Origin of the sequence: Cloacibacillus sp., from assembly GCF_020860125.1 — a bacterium.
Taxonomy (GTDB): Bacteria; Synergistota; Synergistia; order Synergistales; family Synergistaceae; genus Cloacibacillus.
Window position 1 is genome coordinate 1 of the sequence record NZ_JAJBUX010000023.1, and the last position, 16,440, is coordinate 16,440.

11 protein-coding genes are annotated in these 16,440 nt (G+C 49.6%); 6 read left to right on the plus strand and 5 right to left on the minus strand.

Going from position 1 to position 16,440, the window contains the following annotated elements:
* From LIO98_RS02935 to glsA, 3 genes are all read right to left on the minus strand, one after another.
* Positions 1-2,798, minus strand: a 2,798-nt coding sequence (locus tag LIO98_RS02935; protein ID WP_291953188.1) for a hypothetical protein, incomplete at its 3' end; no start/stop codon positions are given.
* 380 nt (positions 2,799-3,178) lie between these two features.
* Entirely contained in the window at positions 3,179-3,613 is a 435-nt protein-coding gene (locus LIO98_RS02940; protein ID WP_291953190.1) for a GNAT family N-acetyltransferase, read from the minus strand.
* 10 nt (positions 3,614-3,623) lie between these two features.
* A complete protein-coding gene (gene glsA / locus LIO98_RS02945) occupies positions 3,624-4,565 on the minus strand; it encodes a glutaminase A (RefSeq protein ID WP_291953192.1) in 942 nt (313 codons plus the stop codon).
* A gap of 653 nt (positions 4,566-5,218) precedes the next feature.
* Between glsA and LIO98_RS02950 the strand changes: the two genes are divergently transcribed.
* From LIO98_RS02950 to LIO98_RS02960, 3 genes are all read left to right on the plus strand, one after another.
* Positions 5,219-6,793: an AMP-binding protein gene (locus LIO98_RS02950; RefSeq protein WP_291953194.1), complete on the plus strand. Its 1,575-nt coding sequence runs from the start codon at positions 5,219-5,221 to the stop codon at positions 6,791-6,793.
* Positions 6,794-6,857: 64 nt separating this feature from the next.
* The gene (locus LIO98_RS02955) at positions 6,858-7,643 is read left to right on the plus strand and encodes an enoyl-CoA hydratase/isomerase family protein (protein WP_291953196.1); all 786 of its coding nucleotides are present in this window, start codon (positions 6,858-6,860) and stop codon (positions 7,641-7,643) included.
* A gap of 167 nt (positions 7,644-7,810) precedes the next feature.
* A complete protein-coding gene (locus LIO98_RS02960; RefSeq protein ID WP_291953198.1) occupies positions 7,811-9,010 on the plus strand; it encodes a CoA transferase in 1,200 nt (399 codons plus the stop codon).
* A gap of 35 nt (positions 9,011-9,045) precedes the next feature.
* Here LIO98_RS02960 and LIO98_RS02965 read toward each other — a convergent pair whose 3' ends face one another.
* Positions 9,046-9,945 carry a LysR family transcriptional regulator gene (locus tag LIO98_RS02965; protein WP_291953200.1) on the minus strand — a complete coding sequence of 300 codons (900 nt, stop codon included), beginning with the start codon at positions 9,943-9,945 and terminating at the stop codon, positions 9,046-9,048.
* A gap of 349 nt (positions 9,946-10,294) precedes the next feature.
* On the opposite strand from LIO98_RS02965, the gene nhaC reads away from it, so the two are divergent.
* A complete protein-coding gene (gene nhaC / locus LIO98_RS02970; protein ID WP_291953202.1) occupies positions 10,295-11,770 on the plus strand; it encodes a Na+/H+ antiporter NhaC in 1,476 nt (491 codons plus the stop codon).
* A gap of 165 nt (positions 11,771-11,935) precedes the next feature.
* Here the strand turns inward: nhaC and LIO98_RS02975 are convergent, their stop codons facing one another.
* Positions 11,936-13,276, minus strand: a complete 1,341-nt coding sequence (locus LIO98_RS02975) for a glutamate--tRNA ligase family protein (RefSeq protein WP_291953205.1) — start codon at positions 13,274-13,276, stop codon at positions 11,936-11,938.
* A gap of 160 nt (positions 13,277-13,436) precedes the next feature.
* On the opposite strand from LIO98_RS02975, the gene LIO98_RS02980 reads away from it, so the two are divergent.
* The gene (locus LIO98_RS02980; RefSeq protein WP_291953207.1) at positions 13,437-15,986 is read left to right on the plus strand and encodes a DNA polymerase; all 2,550 of its coding nucleotides are present in this window, start codon (positions 13,437-13,439) and stop codon (positions 15,984-15,986) included.
* 118 nt (positions 15,987-16,104) lie between these two features.
* Positions 16,105-16,431, plus strand: coding sequence for a cupin domain-containing protein (locus tag LIO98_RS02985; protein WP_066744233.1), 327 nt, complete (start codon positions 16,105-16,107; stop codon positions 16,429-16,431).
* The last annotated feature ends 9 nt before the right edge of the window (positions 16,432-16,440 follow it).

The window sequence follows — 16,440 nt, forward strand, 5'->3', positions numbered from 1 at the left end:
GTGGTGGGAGGGTTGGAAAGGGGCTGAAAATAACAAAGCCCGTTGACGACCGCGTTATCCAATACCAGTGCCGCGTCGCCGTTTACTTTCGCGCTTGACGTAGCGGACCCCGCAGAGCCGTATATATTTATTCTAAATGAAGAGCCCTCTAATCTCTTGAAATTATTGCCTTGGAATTCAAGACGAACTCCGCCTGTATCGGCGGTTGAATTGTTTCCATATACACGTCCGGAGGGAGAACATGTACTGCCGATATTTATATCCCCAGACGAAGAGATAAATATAGAGGCGGCGGTGCCGTTGATATTGGCGTTAGAAGCGTCTCCATTTACATATCCGGACCCGCTGTATGACGTGATTGTACCGGACTCTATCGTCGTGGTTACATTTCCTTGGACCTCAGCGTTTGAAGAACCGGCGTTTACATATCCGGCCCCATAGTAGTACGAGATTGTGCCGGACTCTATCGTCGTGGTTACATTTCCTTGGACCTCAGCGTTTGAAGAATCGGCGTTTACATACCCGGCGCCAAAGCATGAAGAGATCGTGCCGGATTTTATCGTTGTACTCACGTCGCCTTGGACATCAGCACTTGAAGAACTCTCTTTTACATATCCGGCACCGTAGTAGTATGAGATTGTACCGGACTCCATCGTCGTGGTCACATTGCCGCGGACCGCAGCGTCTGAAGAACCGGTGCTTACATATCCGGCGCCGTAGTATGACTTGATCGTACCGGATTTTATCGTTGTGCTCACGTTGCCTCCCGCCGCCGAAGGATTGCCGTCGAGATCGAATCCCACGGTAGCTTTGCTGTTGGCTACACTAGCTCGTCCCGCGGCGTAAAGGCCGGTCCATGTCCCGTTCGTACCATCAACGATCGTCGTTATGCCGCCTCCAACGATACAGCTTCCAGCAGCGTAACCGCCGGCGCCTGTGTAACCGCCGCCGATAAAAGATGAAAGTTTCGCGTTTTTCCCTATGTGTGTCGTGATATCGCCGCCGATAAAAATAGCGCCGTCAAGAACATATCCGCCTGAGAAAAACCAGGAGCCGGAGAGCCCGTCGCCGATAGTTATTTTGAGGTCGTCGCTGATTTTTATAGAGGCTTCGCTGCTGTCAACGGTCTGACCAGTTCCGTAGAAATAGCCGTGGCTACTGGCCCCATTTAGGTGAAAATCATTCCCAATATCAATGCGGATGTTTCTGACGTTCAATTTTCCCTTAACGTAGCCAGCTCCGCAAAAAGGATTTATTGTGGACATCCTGTCGCCTGCGGTAATAGATATATCTCCGGATATATTAACCGAGCTATTTTCATTGTCTATGTTAACGCCAGTTATTCCGTAACAGGCAAAATCGTCGCCGATCTTTATCCTGACGTCGCCGCTGATATTTACGGTGCCCTTTGATGGATTTATGGAATTTTCGATGTCCGCGCAGCCGATAATAGAGGAAGATTGATTAAGCTCCGGATCCAGCATGGAACAACCATTTCCGACATTGACATCGATGTCTCCGGATATATTTGCCTCTCCGCCGCCCGAGGATATTTTTACGCCGCCGTTGACTCTTGCGTTGTTATGTTTGCTTGCCGCGCCGTCGTGAAGGTTGACCGTTATATTGCCGCCGATGTTGATTTTTCCGCCGTCAATCATCTCCCCGCCGCCGGTGACGCTGGTGACGTATGTCGTGCCGGTGGTTATTTTGTGAATATCCACCGTTATGTCGCCGGATATCTCCCCCGTATGACCCTGCCCATAGGCATAAGGGCCGCCGTTGATGCCGAATCCGAGGCTGTTGTCCACGCATCTGTTAATGTCCAGATGTACGTTCCCGATCACCCTTGATACCGTGCCGCCGTTTCTGTTCCAGTCGTCGTCTATACCCGTGTACGCATATCCGCCTCCGCGGATACCGTCTATGCGGTTTTCGTTTCTTGTGTCGGCAAAATCAGCGCTTGCCACTTCGATGTCTATGTTTCCGATGATCTCCTGTACGACGTCGCCGGAGGCCGCGGAATGGTATGGCCGTGAAACCATGCCGCCGCCGAAGATTAGGACAACGTCGGCGTTAGTCTCTCCGGCGAATGATTTTTTACCTGTCAGGATTTTTACGTCGCCGTACTCTCTGAAGGTTCCCACTGCGTTCACGACTTTGCCGCCGCCAAATATGCGGGGACTGCTGGATCGCATGTAGCCAGACCTGCCGGTGTCTCCGCCCTCAAGGTCGATGGTTACCGGTATCGGGTTTGCCTCCGTTCCGATGTTTGAGTTATAACCGCCGCCGAAGATATAACCAAGATTCCCCGTCTCCGTGAGGGTGATTTTGATCGCCGAACTGCCCTCGGAGGTCATGTCGGCGGAGTCGCATCCGCCGTATATCACGGCGCTCTTTCCTTTGACCGTAATATCGATGTTTTCTCCGTCTTTTAGGATGAGGTCCCTGGCGTGGGAGCCGCCATAGAGGGAGCCGTCGAAGTAGACTTTTTCACCGATCGTAATGGGGATGCCGTTGGCGTACAGATTGAGCGAGGCGTCACCGCTTGACGTGCTGATTTTGCAGTCGCCGGAGGCCGACTCGATTGAAAGCGAGGTTAGCCCTCTGTCTGTCGGCACGTTGATGTCGCTGCTGTCGGGCATAAAATTATCTCCCGAGAGAATGACCGTCAGGTCGCCGATGTCGCCGGCGGAGACTTTGTCAAGGTTTTTCAGCGCGCCTCTGAATGTCTCAAACGGGTCGCTGTCCGTTCCGGAACCTTTGTCGTCGCTTCCGTCACCGCCGCCGGAATAATGCACGTAAATGGTGGTATGCGCTGGAGTGGCTGCTGCGAAGCTATGCAGTAAAATTGATGAGGCTAAAATGAATAGTAGAAGCGGTAGAATTAAATAAACTTTGCTATATCTTTCTGGGGGGGGCAATCCGAGTTGATTTTTGTGGTACATCATGGGATTTAGCTAGACCAGGCATAATAAAACTCTCCTCTTTAAGTATCGGGGTATTTTATGAGTCCAATAATACACTCCTAAATTATCTTTTGCAAGTTTTGTGAAGGGTAAAAATAAGGATAAAATTTTATTTGAATTGTTTGGTTTTTGCCGGTTTGTTTTTAACCTTTTCGCTATACGAATCGTTTGGATAAAATGCCGCCGCTGCGGCGGCATTTTATCCGGAGTTTTTATTTTTTGTATATCATCGGTGTGTATCTCATACCATTGTTCGTCTGTTCTTCCGTCACGGCGGTAAATCCGAGCCTCTTATAAATGCCGACGGCAAAGGCTGAAGAATTTACGGTGATCGTCTCCGACGAGCTCTCGCCGAGGGCCGCCTCGAAGAGTTTTCTGCCGACGCCGCGCCGCTGGTGCCTTCCCTCGACGAAGAACAGCGTGACATGTTCTCCCTCATTGCCCATGGCGATCATGCCGGTGAGTTCGTCTCCCTCATACGAGCCGTACATTTCGAGGGCCTCTATCTTTTCTCTGTCCGCCAGAAAACGCCGGAATGTCTCTATGCCCTCTTTCGGGTAATCGTGTGCCTCGTACTGTATAAAGACATCCATCGCGAGCGCCAGCGCCAGCTCCCTTTCCGCGGGGAGAATCTTTTTTATAAGCATGACAGCCGCCCTATTCGCCGAAGCCGCGCAGATTCAGCTTTTCGGAGAGCAGCTCCAGCGCCTTTATCCCCGCGACGGAGTTGCCCTTCGCGTCGAGGGCGGGGGAGAAGACCCCGATCCCCATACGTCCGGGAACGGAGACGAGAATGCTGCCGGAGACGCCGCTCTTGCCGGGCAGGCCGACGCGCACCGCAAACTCCCCAGACTCGTTGTATAGCCCGCAGGCGCTCATAAGTCCGAGCACCGTGAAGACGGTTTCCCTTGTAAGGATCTTTTCTCCCGAGTGGATTGATATTCCGCCGGAGGCGATCATCGCGCCGATCTTCGCCAGGTCGCCGCTTGTGCAGCGCAGACTGCATAGTGTGAAGTAAAGGTCAAGGATCGCCTCGACGTCGCCGTGCAGCAGCCCCATGCTCTTCATAAAAAAGGCCAGCGCCCTGTTCCGGTCTGCGCTCCGTTTTTCCGAGGCGAAGACCCGTTCGTCGAAGCCGTTTTCCCTGCCGGTGATACTCTTCATAAATGCGATGAGCCTGCAGGCGGACTCATCTTTATATGCCTTGTAGATGAGCGAGCATACCGCGATCGCTCCCGCGTTCATGAAGGGATTTGACGGTTTGGAAGAGGTCATCTCAATACGCATGAGCGAGTTGAATGAGTCGGCGCTCGCCTCCATGCCGACATGACGAAATACGTTGTCCCTGCCGAAGTTCTCTATCGCGAAGGCTAAGGCAAGGATCTTGGAGATAGACTGCATGGTAAAAAACTGCCCGCTGTCGCCCGTCTCTATCATTTGGCCGTCAATGGGCTGACAGCTGAGCGAAAAAAGCTCCGGAGACATGAAAGACAGCTCCGGTATATAATCCGCGACTCTTCCGTCTGCAGACATGACGCGGGAGATATTTCCAATGTCGTTTAGAAGCTGCTCTTTTAATAAATTATCTTGTTTTTTCATGGATAGCTCTCCTTGACCGTTTTTTATAGCTTAGGGTTCACTTATAGCACATACAAATAATAGCGATAATCGCTGCCATAAATGGATATATTTAGACAATTATGGCTAGTCCGATACTAGAATGCGATATCCTAATAGTCCTACGCCGTGGTGAATGGCATGCTGACACACATTGTAGCAAATGCATCCTGTGCCGTATAGCATTTGCCAAACCCGGTATTGGTGATAACAGAAGATAATAACCTATTTGTATCTGCATACGGAAAGCGCCGCAATTCACAGTCAAACCTCAGTCCATTAAAAAGTCAAATGGAAACATTAAAAAAGCGCGCTGTATATTTCTAAATATTCACGCTATGCTGTAACTGTAAATTTCATAAAGGATATATTCGTTTGTAATTTTTGGAATTTACCCACAATAAAACTGTTTTTTAATCATAGGTATGTGGCTGAATGAATCCGCAGCAGTATTTGAGTTGGTCAGAGCCCCCTGTTCAACTTACTGTTGTTTTATTGTCCGAAGGGAGAGGATAGATATCAGTGCTCTGGCATAGATTACGGTCAGTGAATATTTAAATATGCAATTTAGTATAACAAGAAGCTAAATATTCCACAGATATTTTACTTGTGCTTATGGTAAGAGGGTGACGGTTATGATTTATGTCGATGATACAACAATAAGACAATGGCTTGAGAAACGAGCGAAAGATGAAGCGGATAAGGTTTTCTGCATTTATGAGGACGTACCTATCACGTATGGTGAAATAGAGGAAAAAGTTAACCGGCTTGCAAATGGTTTTCTCAATCTTGGTTTCCGGCGCGGAGATCGTATCGCTATAATGATCCCCAATCACCCGGACTTTTTCTTTATGGTATTTGCCTGCGCAAAAGTTGGTTTGACATATATTCCCCTCAATACCAACCTCAAAGGTGCCAACCTCGACCTGCTGCTGCAGCTTTCAGACCCTCGTGCTCTGCTCGTTGACGAAAGTTTTGCGGATATTATGGCGGAGAGTTTGGGCCGAGTCGGTTTGAATAATATTGAGTTTATCTTCACGCGCGGCAATGCCGATTTCTCTGAAACTGGTATTGCTCACCAACTACCTTTTTCTTCGGTAGGTGCGGATGCTGAAGCTACTCCTCCTATCGTTCCAGGCGCAGGACCTGAAGATGTACTGGCGATCTCCTATACATCAGGAACCACTGGTGTACCTAAGGGAGTCTTATTGACAGATAGAATGTTGCGCACGTGTGCTAAAGGCGCGGCGATTGCCAATGAGGCTGGTCCTGGTGAAGTAATGCTGATGTGGGAGTCATTCTGCCATATTGGCGGCGTGCAGATGATATGTGTATGCTTGATGTATCTTTCCGTTATGGCTTTGCTTCCTCGTTTCAGTGCGTCGCGTTTCTGGGATCAGGCCCGACATTACAAAGCGACTCGTGTGCACTATCTGGGAAGTGTATTGCCGATCTTATTAAAACAGCCGCCAAGAGCCGATGATAAAAATCACTCGGTAAAAATCGCCTGGGGGGCAGGTGCTGCCCGTCAAGTTTGGAAAGAGTTTGAGGATCGTTTTGGTGTGCAGATTCATGAGGCATATGGCATGACCGAATGTTCCAGCCTGACGACGGTCTGTCTTGATGGCAAAATTGGTTCTATCGGTAAACCACTGCCTTACTTTGAGGTACGCATCATGGGAGATGACGGCAAAGTCGTGCCGACAGGAGAACTTGGTGAGATTCAGGTTAGAGGTAAACAGCCAGGGCTCATTCTCAAAGGATACTTCCGAAATCCGGAAGCGACAAGTAAATGCCTGCTTCCCGATGGTTGGTTCGCCACTGGTGATTTAGCTTACATGGACGAGGAGGGGTATATCTTTTTTAAGGGTAGGTCAAAAGATAGCCTTCGCATTAACGGAGAAAATGTTTCGGCCTGGGAAGTGGAGCGGGTCATCAATGAATATCCAGATATTGAGGAATGCGCCGTTATAGGCGTTCCCGGTGAATTGGGCGGGGATGATATGAAGGTATTCATAAAGTGTGTTTCTGGCAGGAACAGACCGAATCCCGCCGACATTGCCAAATGGTGTGAACCACGGATGGCTAAATATCAAATCCCACGTTATTACACGTTTATAGATTCGTTCGAAAAAACAGAAAGCCAACGAACAAAGAAAAATGGACTTTCACGCTCTATTGACGATAGTTGGGACCGATATGCAAAGTAATTGATTTTTGTTCGTTGCTTTATGTTCGCAAATTATATTCAAATTATATTAAGGAGGTAATGCTATGAGTTCTGTAATTATCTATGAGAAGAGGGACAAAGTTGCCTATATCACAATTAATCGTCCTGAAGTGTATAATGCCCTCAATAACGAAACGAAGCATGAACTATTCCTGGCGATTAAGGATTATTCCAAAGACGATTCCTTGCGCTGCGCGGTATTGACAGGCGCAGGCAAAAATGCCTTTTGCGCTGGCCAAGACTTCAACGAAAGCCACGATATCAAGCCTGACAAAGCTAAGGAATGGATTGACTCATTCCTGCCATTCTATGATGAAGTCAGAGGGCTTGAGAAACCGATAGTTTGTGTGGTTAACGGCGCGTGTGCCGGCTCAGGTTTCCAGCTTCCTTTGCTTTGCGACATTCGCATTGCGACGCCCAATGCGCGTTTTGGTATGACGGAGATCGACGCAGGATTCCCCACAATCACTGGCAGCAGTCTCCTGTGGACAAACCTTGGAAAGAGCCTTACTGTAGATCTGTCTTTGACCGGACGTCTGATGAGTGCAGAGGAAGCTCTGCATCATGGTTTGATCTCAAAGATCATTCCTTGGGAAAAACTGGACGAAGAGGTTGCGGCGTATTGTGAAATGCTTTGCTCTAAGCCGCCGACGGCGATTCGCACGATGAAGAAGTGGTTCAATATGATTGAAGAGCCGCAGTATCGCGCCAGCTTCTATTACGCGGCGGAGGCTCATTTCCGTGGCTATGCATCGGGTGAACCTAAGATTTGGCAGGAACGCTTTATGGCTAAGCATAAGGCAAGAAAAGAGGCAGAGAGTAAAGATTGATGTCTGCTTATTTGTGTGAAGCCTTGTTATAACGGGCGGTATCTGTTATAGGTTGGGTATTTACCCTTTTGTTGGCGGTTGTCATCGCTTGATGCAATGGCAGCCGCCTTTATGAAAGTTAGCCTAAATAACATGATGACTATTTTTTTAAAAAGGGTGACGGATTAATGGGTAAACCTTTGGATGGTATATTGGTAGTAGATTTTACGATATATTTCGCCGGCCCGTCTGCCGGAAAAATTTTAGCAGACTGGGGGGCAAATGTCATAAAGGTTGAGCCGTTAGAGGGAGAACCTGGGCGTTATTCAGGTGCGGTTATGGGGTTGAGGGCGGACGATGGTTCCAACCCATATTGGGAGCTGTTAAACGGGGGAAAACGCACGATATCAATAAATATGAAGAGCACTGATGGACAAAAAATAATGGACCGCCTACTGGCGCGGGCTAATATTTTTATTTCTAACTGCCGGCTGCAGGCGTTATCTCGTCTAGGATTGGAATATGAAACAATGTCGGTCAAGCATCCTCACATTATCTGGGGTCACATATGCGGATATGGGCATAACGGAGACGAGTCTGGGAAACCGGGATTTGACGCTGCCGCATTTTGGTCTCGTTCTGGAGCGCTTTTGGATGTGGCGGATAAAGACGGCAATCCGCTGACTAATCCGTTTGCAATGGGGGATATAGCTACCGGTTGTTCACTTGCGGGAGGTGTTGCCGCCTGCCTTTATAAACAAGCGATGTCTGGACGGGGAGAAAAGGTGGTAACGTCGCTTTATGCGACAGGTATTTGGCATTCAGCATGTTTAGTCCAGTCAACATGGCATGGCGATGAATGGCCGAAAAGCCGCAGGCAGCCATTTAGCCCTCTGTGCAACTCATTCCGCTGTAAAGACGGCAGGTGGCTGTATATGTCTATTATGGAATATAAGCGTTACTTTAGTGTTCTTTGCCGTGTCGTTGGCAGGCCAGAGTTAATCGTTGATCCACGTTTTAACAATGAGCCGGCGCTGCGCGAACATTGTGCTGTTTTTACGAAAATACTGGATGAGGCTTTTATGGAAAAAGATTATGAGGAATGGGATCGTTTATTGATAGAGGCGGACATCGTACATGATCGTATCGGTCATTTCAAAGATGTGGCAAGTGATCTGCAGGCGTTAGCGAACAATTATGTCTACTTTACACATGACAGGGAAGGTACGGATGAATTGATCCCCGCAACCCCTGTGCAATTTGGCGAGTGGAACATGGAGCATAAGAACGCTCCACTGATGGGCGAAAATACAGATGAAATAATGACAGAACTAGGCTATTGCCAGGAGGATATTGAGCATTTTAAAAAAGGCGGTACTATTAGTTAGCCATTGCATATAAAAACTCTTACTTTTCAGAGAGATTATTTGTCAGTCTGTACCTGTTTTGTCTTTTGTTTTTTCACAACCATTTCAGCACATTCTATAAAGGATTTTGTGGCAGGGGACGCATCTGACAACAAAGGTACAGCCATTCCCAATGTGCGGTAACAATGAGGTGATAGCTCCCTTAAAACTACTCCGTCCTTTTCGTTTTCGGCAATTAGTCCAGGTACCAAGCAAACCCCCAAGTTTTGCCGCGCCATGCTTATCAGCGAATAATCAAAATTGGTGGTATAGACAACCCTTGGGGTTATCTGGGCTAGAATTTTTTCCACATCTAAATCTCGGCCCGTGGGTGCGACAAAATGTAGTATTGGAGCATTGTTAAGCATTTTAATCGGCAGTGGATCGTACTCAGCCAACTGGTTTTCCGGCGACATTGCAGCATAAATAGGATCTTGCAGCAGTTCAATAAAATCATAGCTATGGTAATCCTGCTGACTTAAAAACGCGACGTCAATAGTGCCTTCGTCAAGACATTTTTCCATATCGCTGCAATTGCCTTTCATTAGCGAGATGTCGATATTCGGGTGCTGTTTGAGAAATTCTTTTAAAATCTCCGGCAGATAAAATAAAGTTACGCTTGTATAACTGCCTATACGGATACTGCCCCGCGTCAAACCCTTAATCTGCATTATTTTGTGATTCATTTGATGATTAATATCTACTAAATCAGTAAAAAATTGTATCAGCTGTTCTCCATCGGGTGTCAAGGAGACGCCCGAATGACAACGTTTTAGCAGACGGAAGCCAACCTCTTTTTCTATCCCGTTTATAATGTGAGTTATTCCTGATTGAGTATAACCTAAGGATTCCGCAGCTTTCGTTAGGTTATTATGTTCTATAACTTTTAAAAATACCTGCAGCTTATTGATATCCATAGAAATCTCCCCTTATAAAAATTCTTTCCTTAATTTTATACAAAAATTCATAAGATGTTCATGAAAGAATGTAATGGAAAGATTAACAAATATAATTATCATCATAGGTACGTGCGTGTTAATATTTATTTAGATAATTCAGCCATATTAATAAAGCAAATGTGTATATTTATATTTTTTGCTAAACTTCACAAAGCATTAAATTACTACCTATGATTTTAAGTTCGCACGGCGAAGGGGCTCGCCGATTCGAACTACACAAGAAACAGTATTGTGCCGTACTCGATTAGTACCGCTGTTTTGTTTTTTGTACCGCATATTCAGAAAACCGAAAAAGGAGAATATAAAAATGGCTGAAAACAGAACATTCCGTAAACCTACATTGGCCGAAGCTATCATTGTCGTACTGGCACTTTTTCTTCCAATCACGATAGGTAATATAATATTGGGCTATAATATAATTTTAATGTTGTTAGTCGCAGGTTCCTTGGCATCTTTAATGGCCATGTGCATCGGCTGGCGATGGAAAAAAATTGAAACTTCCATCATCAAGCATTTGGACGGAGCCATGCCTTGTGTGTTCATACTATTTATGATTGGTGTCGTAGTCGCATCGTTTATTTTTGCCGGCTCCATACCGATGCTTATCTATTATGGAATGCACATGGTAAACCCTAAATTTCTGATGCTCTGCTCGCTGTTGATTTGCTCTGTGTTGTCCGTAGCAACAGGTTTGTCTTGGACTTCTGCCGGTACTGCTGGTGTCGCTCTGATGGGTATTGCCATGGGGCTCGAAGTTCCGCTTCCTCCCGTTCTTGGAGCTATCGTTGCCGGTGCAGTTATTGGTGACAAATTATCCCCTCTTTCCGATACTACGAATCTTGCCGCGATGGCCACCGGTGTTTATCTTTATGACCATATCAGAAGCATGCTGTGGACGACTGTTCCGGCTTTTATAGTTGCCGCAGTCATTTATACAGTCTATGGTTTAACCAGTATTTCCGGAGGTTCTCTAGAGTCTGAGAATGTTACGATTATGCTGCGGCAGATGGATCAAATATATAATTGGAATATACTTTTGATGATTCCGTTTGTCATTATGATCGGCGGAGCTCTTTTGAAATATCCCGCAGTTCCCTGTATGTTCGGGGCATCACTGGTAGCCATTGTTTTGGGAGTCTATGTACAGGGTTTCAGTTTTGCTGACGGCGTTAATTGCCTGATGTCAGGTTTCAAGGTAAGTATGGCCTCATCTTCAGGCATAGACCCGGAAGCTATTTCTCCCGCTGTTTTAAAGCTTCTACATCGCGGTGGTTTAAACAGCATGTTCTTTACAATTTGTATTGTCATCAGCGCATATACCTATACTGGAATTGCTCAGGGCGCAGGCTATTTTGATATATTGCTGGAACACCTTGTCGGTAAAAAGGCATCACAGGGTATGACCGTTCTTATAGCGGTTATTTCAGGAATATTTCTGACGATTTTTGGCGGTATCAGTTACATTCCGATCATTATGCTTGGCACGTTATTTAAAAAGCCATTCCTGCGTCACAATCTTGACCTCAGCAACTTATCGCGTACCTGCGAAGATACCGGTACGATGTTCATTGCCTGTGTTCCTTGGGCGTCCTCAGGGGTTTATTATCACGGAGTCTTTGGTGTCAGCGTGCTTACCTTTGCTCCCTGGATTATAATTTCTTTCATTTGTCCGGTTCTTGCCGTTATTTACGGGTACACTGGCTTTGGGATGAAAAAGATATCGCCAGAGGAGGCAAAACGTCAGTTAGCTGCATTAGAAGCAGAGGATTCCGTTATCGTGTAGGAGTTTTGTGAACGTTATGGATGTTAAGATTTATTAAATTAGCAGGATTTTAGGTGATGTAAAACAATTACATTTTGTAGGAAATATCGTTAGTTTTATTTATACCGACAAAATAGAAGGCGCGGTCATATTTTTGCCCGCGCCTTCGTCGCGTTGCTCGTATGCTTAAACCAGGCCGTAAAATGCCAGCCGTTTTTTCGTCTCTTCTTTTCCGAGCTGGCTTGCCACCTCGAAGACGCCGGGGCTGACTTTGCGGCCTGTGAGGGCCCAGCGCATCGGCGTAGCAGATTCTTTCATCGAACTTTCGTTGGCGGCGAAGATAGTCTGTGCCTGCTCGTGGAGGTGTTCAGGGGTGCCATCTCCCCACGCCGCAAGCAGTTCACCGTAGATTTTTTTGAGCTTCGGATGCAGCTCTTCTTTGATATCGTTCCCGTCGTAACGCTCCTGCACTTTGGCGAAGTCGAGGAAGTAGTCGCTGTATTCGGCGACCTGGATCGTCGTCTGGCCGCGTCCGCCCATCGTCTTTAGCGAGGCGGCGAGGTAGCCGTCGCCGAATTTGTCCACGGGCAACCCCATCTGTATCCAGAACGGGCGTATGACTTCCAGCAGTTTTTCCGGAGCCATGCGCTTCATCTGTTCCTGGTTTATGTGGTTGAGTTTGTCGATGTCAAGCACAGCGGGTTTTCTCGTGACGTTTTTGATGTCGAAGAGCTCCACCGCCTCGGCGCGGGAGAATATCTCCTCGCCGTTTCTCGGCGACCAGCCGAGCAGCGCGAGGAAGTTGAATACGCCGTCGGGGAGATAGCCCAGGTCGTTGTATTCAAATACGGAGGTCGCGCCCTGGCGCTTCGAGAGCTTTTTCTTGTCTTTGCCAAGTATCATTGGCAGGTGCGCGAATCCCGGCCTCTCAAAGCCGAGGGCGTCGTAGATTAGGAGCTGTTTCGGTGTGTTGATGACGTGGTCCTCGCCGCGGATGACCATGTTTATCCCCATCGTGTAGTCGTCGATGACGACGGCGTAATTGTAGGTCGGCATGCCGTCGCGCTTCATAATGACGATATCTTTTATGGTGCCGTCCTGATTGACGGAGGCGTTTTCACTCTCGACGTCGATGTCGCCGTAGACTTCGTCGTGGAAGTGGATATGTTTGCCCGGCAAAACTTTGAAGAAGACCGCGCCGTCCTGTTCGTAGGCCTTGCCCTCGTCGAGGAGCTGCTGCGTGTATTTTTTATAAAGGTGCATACGCTCCGACTGGCGGTAAGGCCCGTAATCTCCGCCCTTGTCGGGGCCCTCGTCCCAATCCAGTCCCATCCAGCGCATGCCGTCGAGGATGCTCTGTTCGTATTCCTTTGTCGAACGCTCCAGGTCGGTATCCTCGATGCGAAGCACGAAAGCGCCGCCAGTCCGGCGCGCGAGTAGCCAGTTGAAGAGCGCGGTGTGCGCTCCGCCGATGTGGAGCGATCCCGTCGGGCTCGGTGCGAATCTTACTCTTACCTTATCGGTCATTTATTATTTCCTCCCCTGAATTTTTACATATTCTATGTGGCGATAACAGAAACGATTCCTTTAAAATAGTCTTTGGAGTATTATAGACGAACCGCACTGGCGGCGTATAGACTCATTGCCACAAGTGAATATTATATCCTAAAGACTGCGAGGATGGGTTATGAAAAAACAAATGCTATTGATAGACGGACACGGGCTCGCGTATCGGGGCTTTTACGCGCTGCCGGAAAATCTCGCGGCGACGGACGGGACGCCGACGAACGCCATCCTTGGGTTTATGAATATGCTGATGAAGGCGCTTGAGGAGTGGCCCTCCGAAGGGCTGGGAATATTTTTTGACGCGAAGGGGCCGACGAAGCGCCACGAACTGTTTGAAAATTATAAGGAGGGACGCAAACCGATGCCCGATTCCTTCAAGGTACAGCTGCCGCTTATCGTGGAGCTCTGCGCCGGAATGGGGCTGCCGGTCTTCATGCGCGAGGGGGTTGAGGCGGACGACTGTATCGTCTCCACGGCGGTGGCCGGCGCACGTGACGGCTGGGGCGTGAAGATACTCTCCGCTGATAAAGACCTGTTTCAGGCGATAAACGGTGATATAGCGGTGATCCGCCCCTCGCGCGGCGTGACGGACTTTAACCTTTGTGACGAGGAGAGTTTCAGGGAGAAGTACGGATTTGAACCTATGCTGATGGCCGACTATCTCGCGCTGGTGGGCGACGCGGTGGATAACATCCCCGGTGTTCCCGGCATCGGCGACAAGACGGCGAAGGAGCTGGTCGGTAAGTTCGGCGCGCTGGAGGGGATTTATGAAAATCTCGATTCGGTGGCCAAGGCGCGCCGCGGCAGGCTTGAAGAGCATCGGGAGCTGGCCTTCCGCAGCCGCGAGCTGATCGTTCCGCAGCCGACGGCGCCGGTGCCTTTCGCAGAGCTGGCGGTGGGTGATCCGCGGATGGAGGAGCTTCTGCCCTTATGCCGCCGTCTGGGGCTGAAAAAGCTGTTGGAACGTTTCGCTGACGGCACGGAGCCCGCTGCCGGCGAGGAGGCGCAGAGTGTCATGACCCGGGAGATAAAGGCTGTTGATGTTTCGCTAGATGAGCTGCTTGCCTCGGACGATCTTGCGATAGCGCCGGCGGTGATTTTGCTCGGCGGTTTCGCCCTCGCCGACAGGGAGGGACGGACGGCTAACCTTGACCTTTCCTCTGCCGAAGATGTCGAAAAGTTCCGCGGCTGGTCTGAGCATGGGACGCTCACCCTCTATGGCTGCCGGACGCTGATGTCTCTCTCCCCGGAGCTGCCGCTGCCGCCATTTGAGAGGATACGCGACCTTGAGATCGCCAATTATCTGCTTCATCCCGACCGCGGCGGCTTAAAGGGCATCGCGCGCGCCATCGGCGGAGATCTGCCGGAGGACCGTGAGCTGGCGCTGCGTCTCTTCGACCTGTATGAGTTTTTTGAACCCGATATAAAGAGGTACGGTCTGGATAAGGTGATGCTGGAGATCGACCTGCCGCTCTCCAGAACGCTCGCCAAGATGTACCGCACGGGGATACACGCGGACGCCGAGATGCTTGCCGCAGTGGAGGATGAGCTTTCGCACAACATCGCCGCCGCGGAGGCGGATATCGAAAACTATGTTGGCGAGAGGATAAATCTTTCGTCTCCGAAGCAGGTGAGCCAGCTTCTCTTTGAGCGGCTGATGCTGCCGCCGATAAAGAAGAACCACAGGGGCTATTCTACCGACGCTTATGTGCTCGAGGAGCTTTCCAAGCTGCCCGAGCCGCTCTGTGTCGTACCGCAGAAGATAATAAACTACCGCGAGGAGTCTAAGGTGCAGACGGGGTTTGTGCAGCCCTTCCTGAAGCTGAGCCGCGAGGGCGACGGCCTCATCCATTCAACCTTCGACCACCTGGCTACCGGCACGGGCCGTCTTGCCAGCAAGGACCCCAACGTTCAAAATATGCCGGTCTTCGGCGACTGGGCAGACCGCTTCCGCGCCTGCTTCACGCCGCGCGACGGGGAATCTGTTTTTGTCGCGGCGGACTATTCTCAGATCGAGCTGCGTGTTCTGGCGGACCTGACCGGTGAGGAGAAGCTTATTCAGGCCTTCCACGACGGTCATGATGTTCACCTTGAGACGGCCTCATGGGTCTTTGGACTGCCCTCCGGCGATATCACCCCCGAGCAGCGCCGTTTCGCTAAGGTGGTAAATTTTGGCCTGATTTACGGCATGAGCGCCTTTGGCCTCGCGCAGAGGCTGGGTATTCCGCGCAACGTGGCGGCGCAGATGGTGGACAAATATTTCAGCGTGCTGCCGAAGGTGCAGAAGTATATGAGTGACAGCGTCTCGGAGGCGAAGGAGCGTGGTTACACGATGTCGCATTTTGGGCGGATACGGCCGCTCTCCGAGGTGGCGACCATCGATGGACGCGGCAATAATCCTATTAACCGCGTGGCGGTGAATACCCCGCTTCAGAGCACTGCGGCCGACATCGCCAAGGTCGCCCTCTTTCGCTTCGACGAGGTGTTGGAGAGGGAATTCCCCACGGCGAAGACTGTACTTCAGATACACGACTCCATCATCTGCGAGTGCCGCCGGGACGAAGCCGAGGCGGTGGAGAAGCTGCTGGTAAAGACAATGGAGGCCGTCGATATCCTCAAGGTGCCGCTCAAAGCGGAGCCGAAGCGGGGGCTCTCGCTGAAGGAAGTCTAGCCATTTGGACTATATCTGAGCGACCTGCGGGTTTATCGTTCCGCATATGCGGCGGGATGGCGGTTCCCTGCCGTTCTGCCGCTTAAAAGTATCTTATCGACGAAAGAGGGAATATAGGATGTTTGTACTGGACAGTCAGATCGCGTCGGAGGAGCTTGACAACGGTGTTGTGAGAAAGATCAAAGGTTACATTGACGATCTCATGCTTGTCGAGCTTACCTGGAAGGCGGGGCAGGAGGGCGTTCTGCACCATCATCCGCACCGTCAGTGCGATTATGTGGTGAAGGGGCGTTTCGAGGTAACCCTTGGCGGCGAAAAGAGGGCGCTTGGACCGGGGGACTGTTTTTATGTCAAGGCCGACGTCCCGCACGGCGTTAAAGCGCTTGAGGACGGTGGCGTATTGCTGGATATCTTCACGCCGATGCGTGAAGACTTTATAAAGTAGTAAGAGGGC

Excerpts from the sequence above, each read along its gene's own strand:
- LIO98_RS02980 (WP_291953207.1), top strand. The coding sequence starts at position 13,437 with ATGAAAAAACAAATGCTATTGATAGACGGACACGGGCTCGCGTATCGG.
- LIO98_RS02965 (WP_291953200.1), bottom strand. The coding sequence starts at position 9,945 with ATGGATATCAATAAGCTGCAGGTATTTTTAAAAGTTATAGAACATAAT.
- LIO98_RS02950 (WP_291953194.1), top strand. The coding sequence starts at position 5,219 with ATGATTTATGTCGATGATACAACAATAAGACAATGGCTTGAGAAACGA.
- LIO98_RS02985 (WP_066744233.1), top strand. The coding sequence starts at position 16,105 with ATGTTTGTACTGGACAGTCAGATCGCGTCGGAGGAGCTTGACAACGGT.
- LIO98_RS02975 (WP_291953205.1), bottom strand. The coding sequence starts at position 13,276 with ATGACCGATAAGGTAAGAGTAAGATTCGCACCGAGCCCGACGGGATCG.
- glsA (WP_291953192.1), bottom strand. The coding sequence starts at position 4,565 with ATGAAAAAACAAGATAATTTATTAAAAGAGCAGCTTCTAAACGACATT.
- nhaC (WP_291953202.1), top strand. The coding sequence starts at position 10,295 with ATGGCTGAAAACAGAACATTCCGTAAACCTACATTGGCCGAAGCTATC.
- LIO98_RS02940 (WP_291953190.1), bottom strand. The coding sequence starts at position 3,613 with ATGCTTATAAAAAAGATTCTCCCCGCGGAAAGGGAGCTGGCGCTGGCG.
- LIO98_RS02955 (WP_291953196.1), top strand. The coding sequence starts at position 6,858 with ATGAGTTCTGTAATTATCTATGAGAAGAGGGACAAAGTTGCCTATATC.
- LIO98_RS02960 (WP_291953198.1), top strand. The coding sequence starts at position 7,811 with ATGGGTAAACCTTTGGATGGTATATTGGTAGTAGATTTTACGATATAT.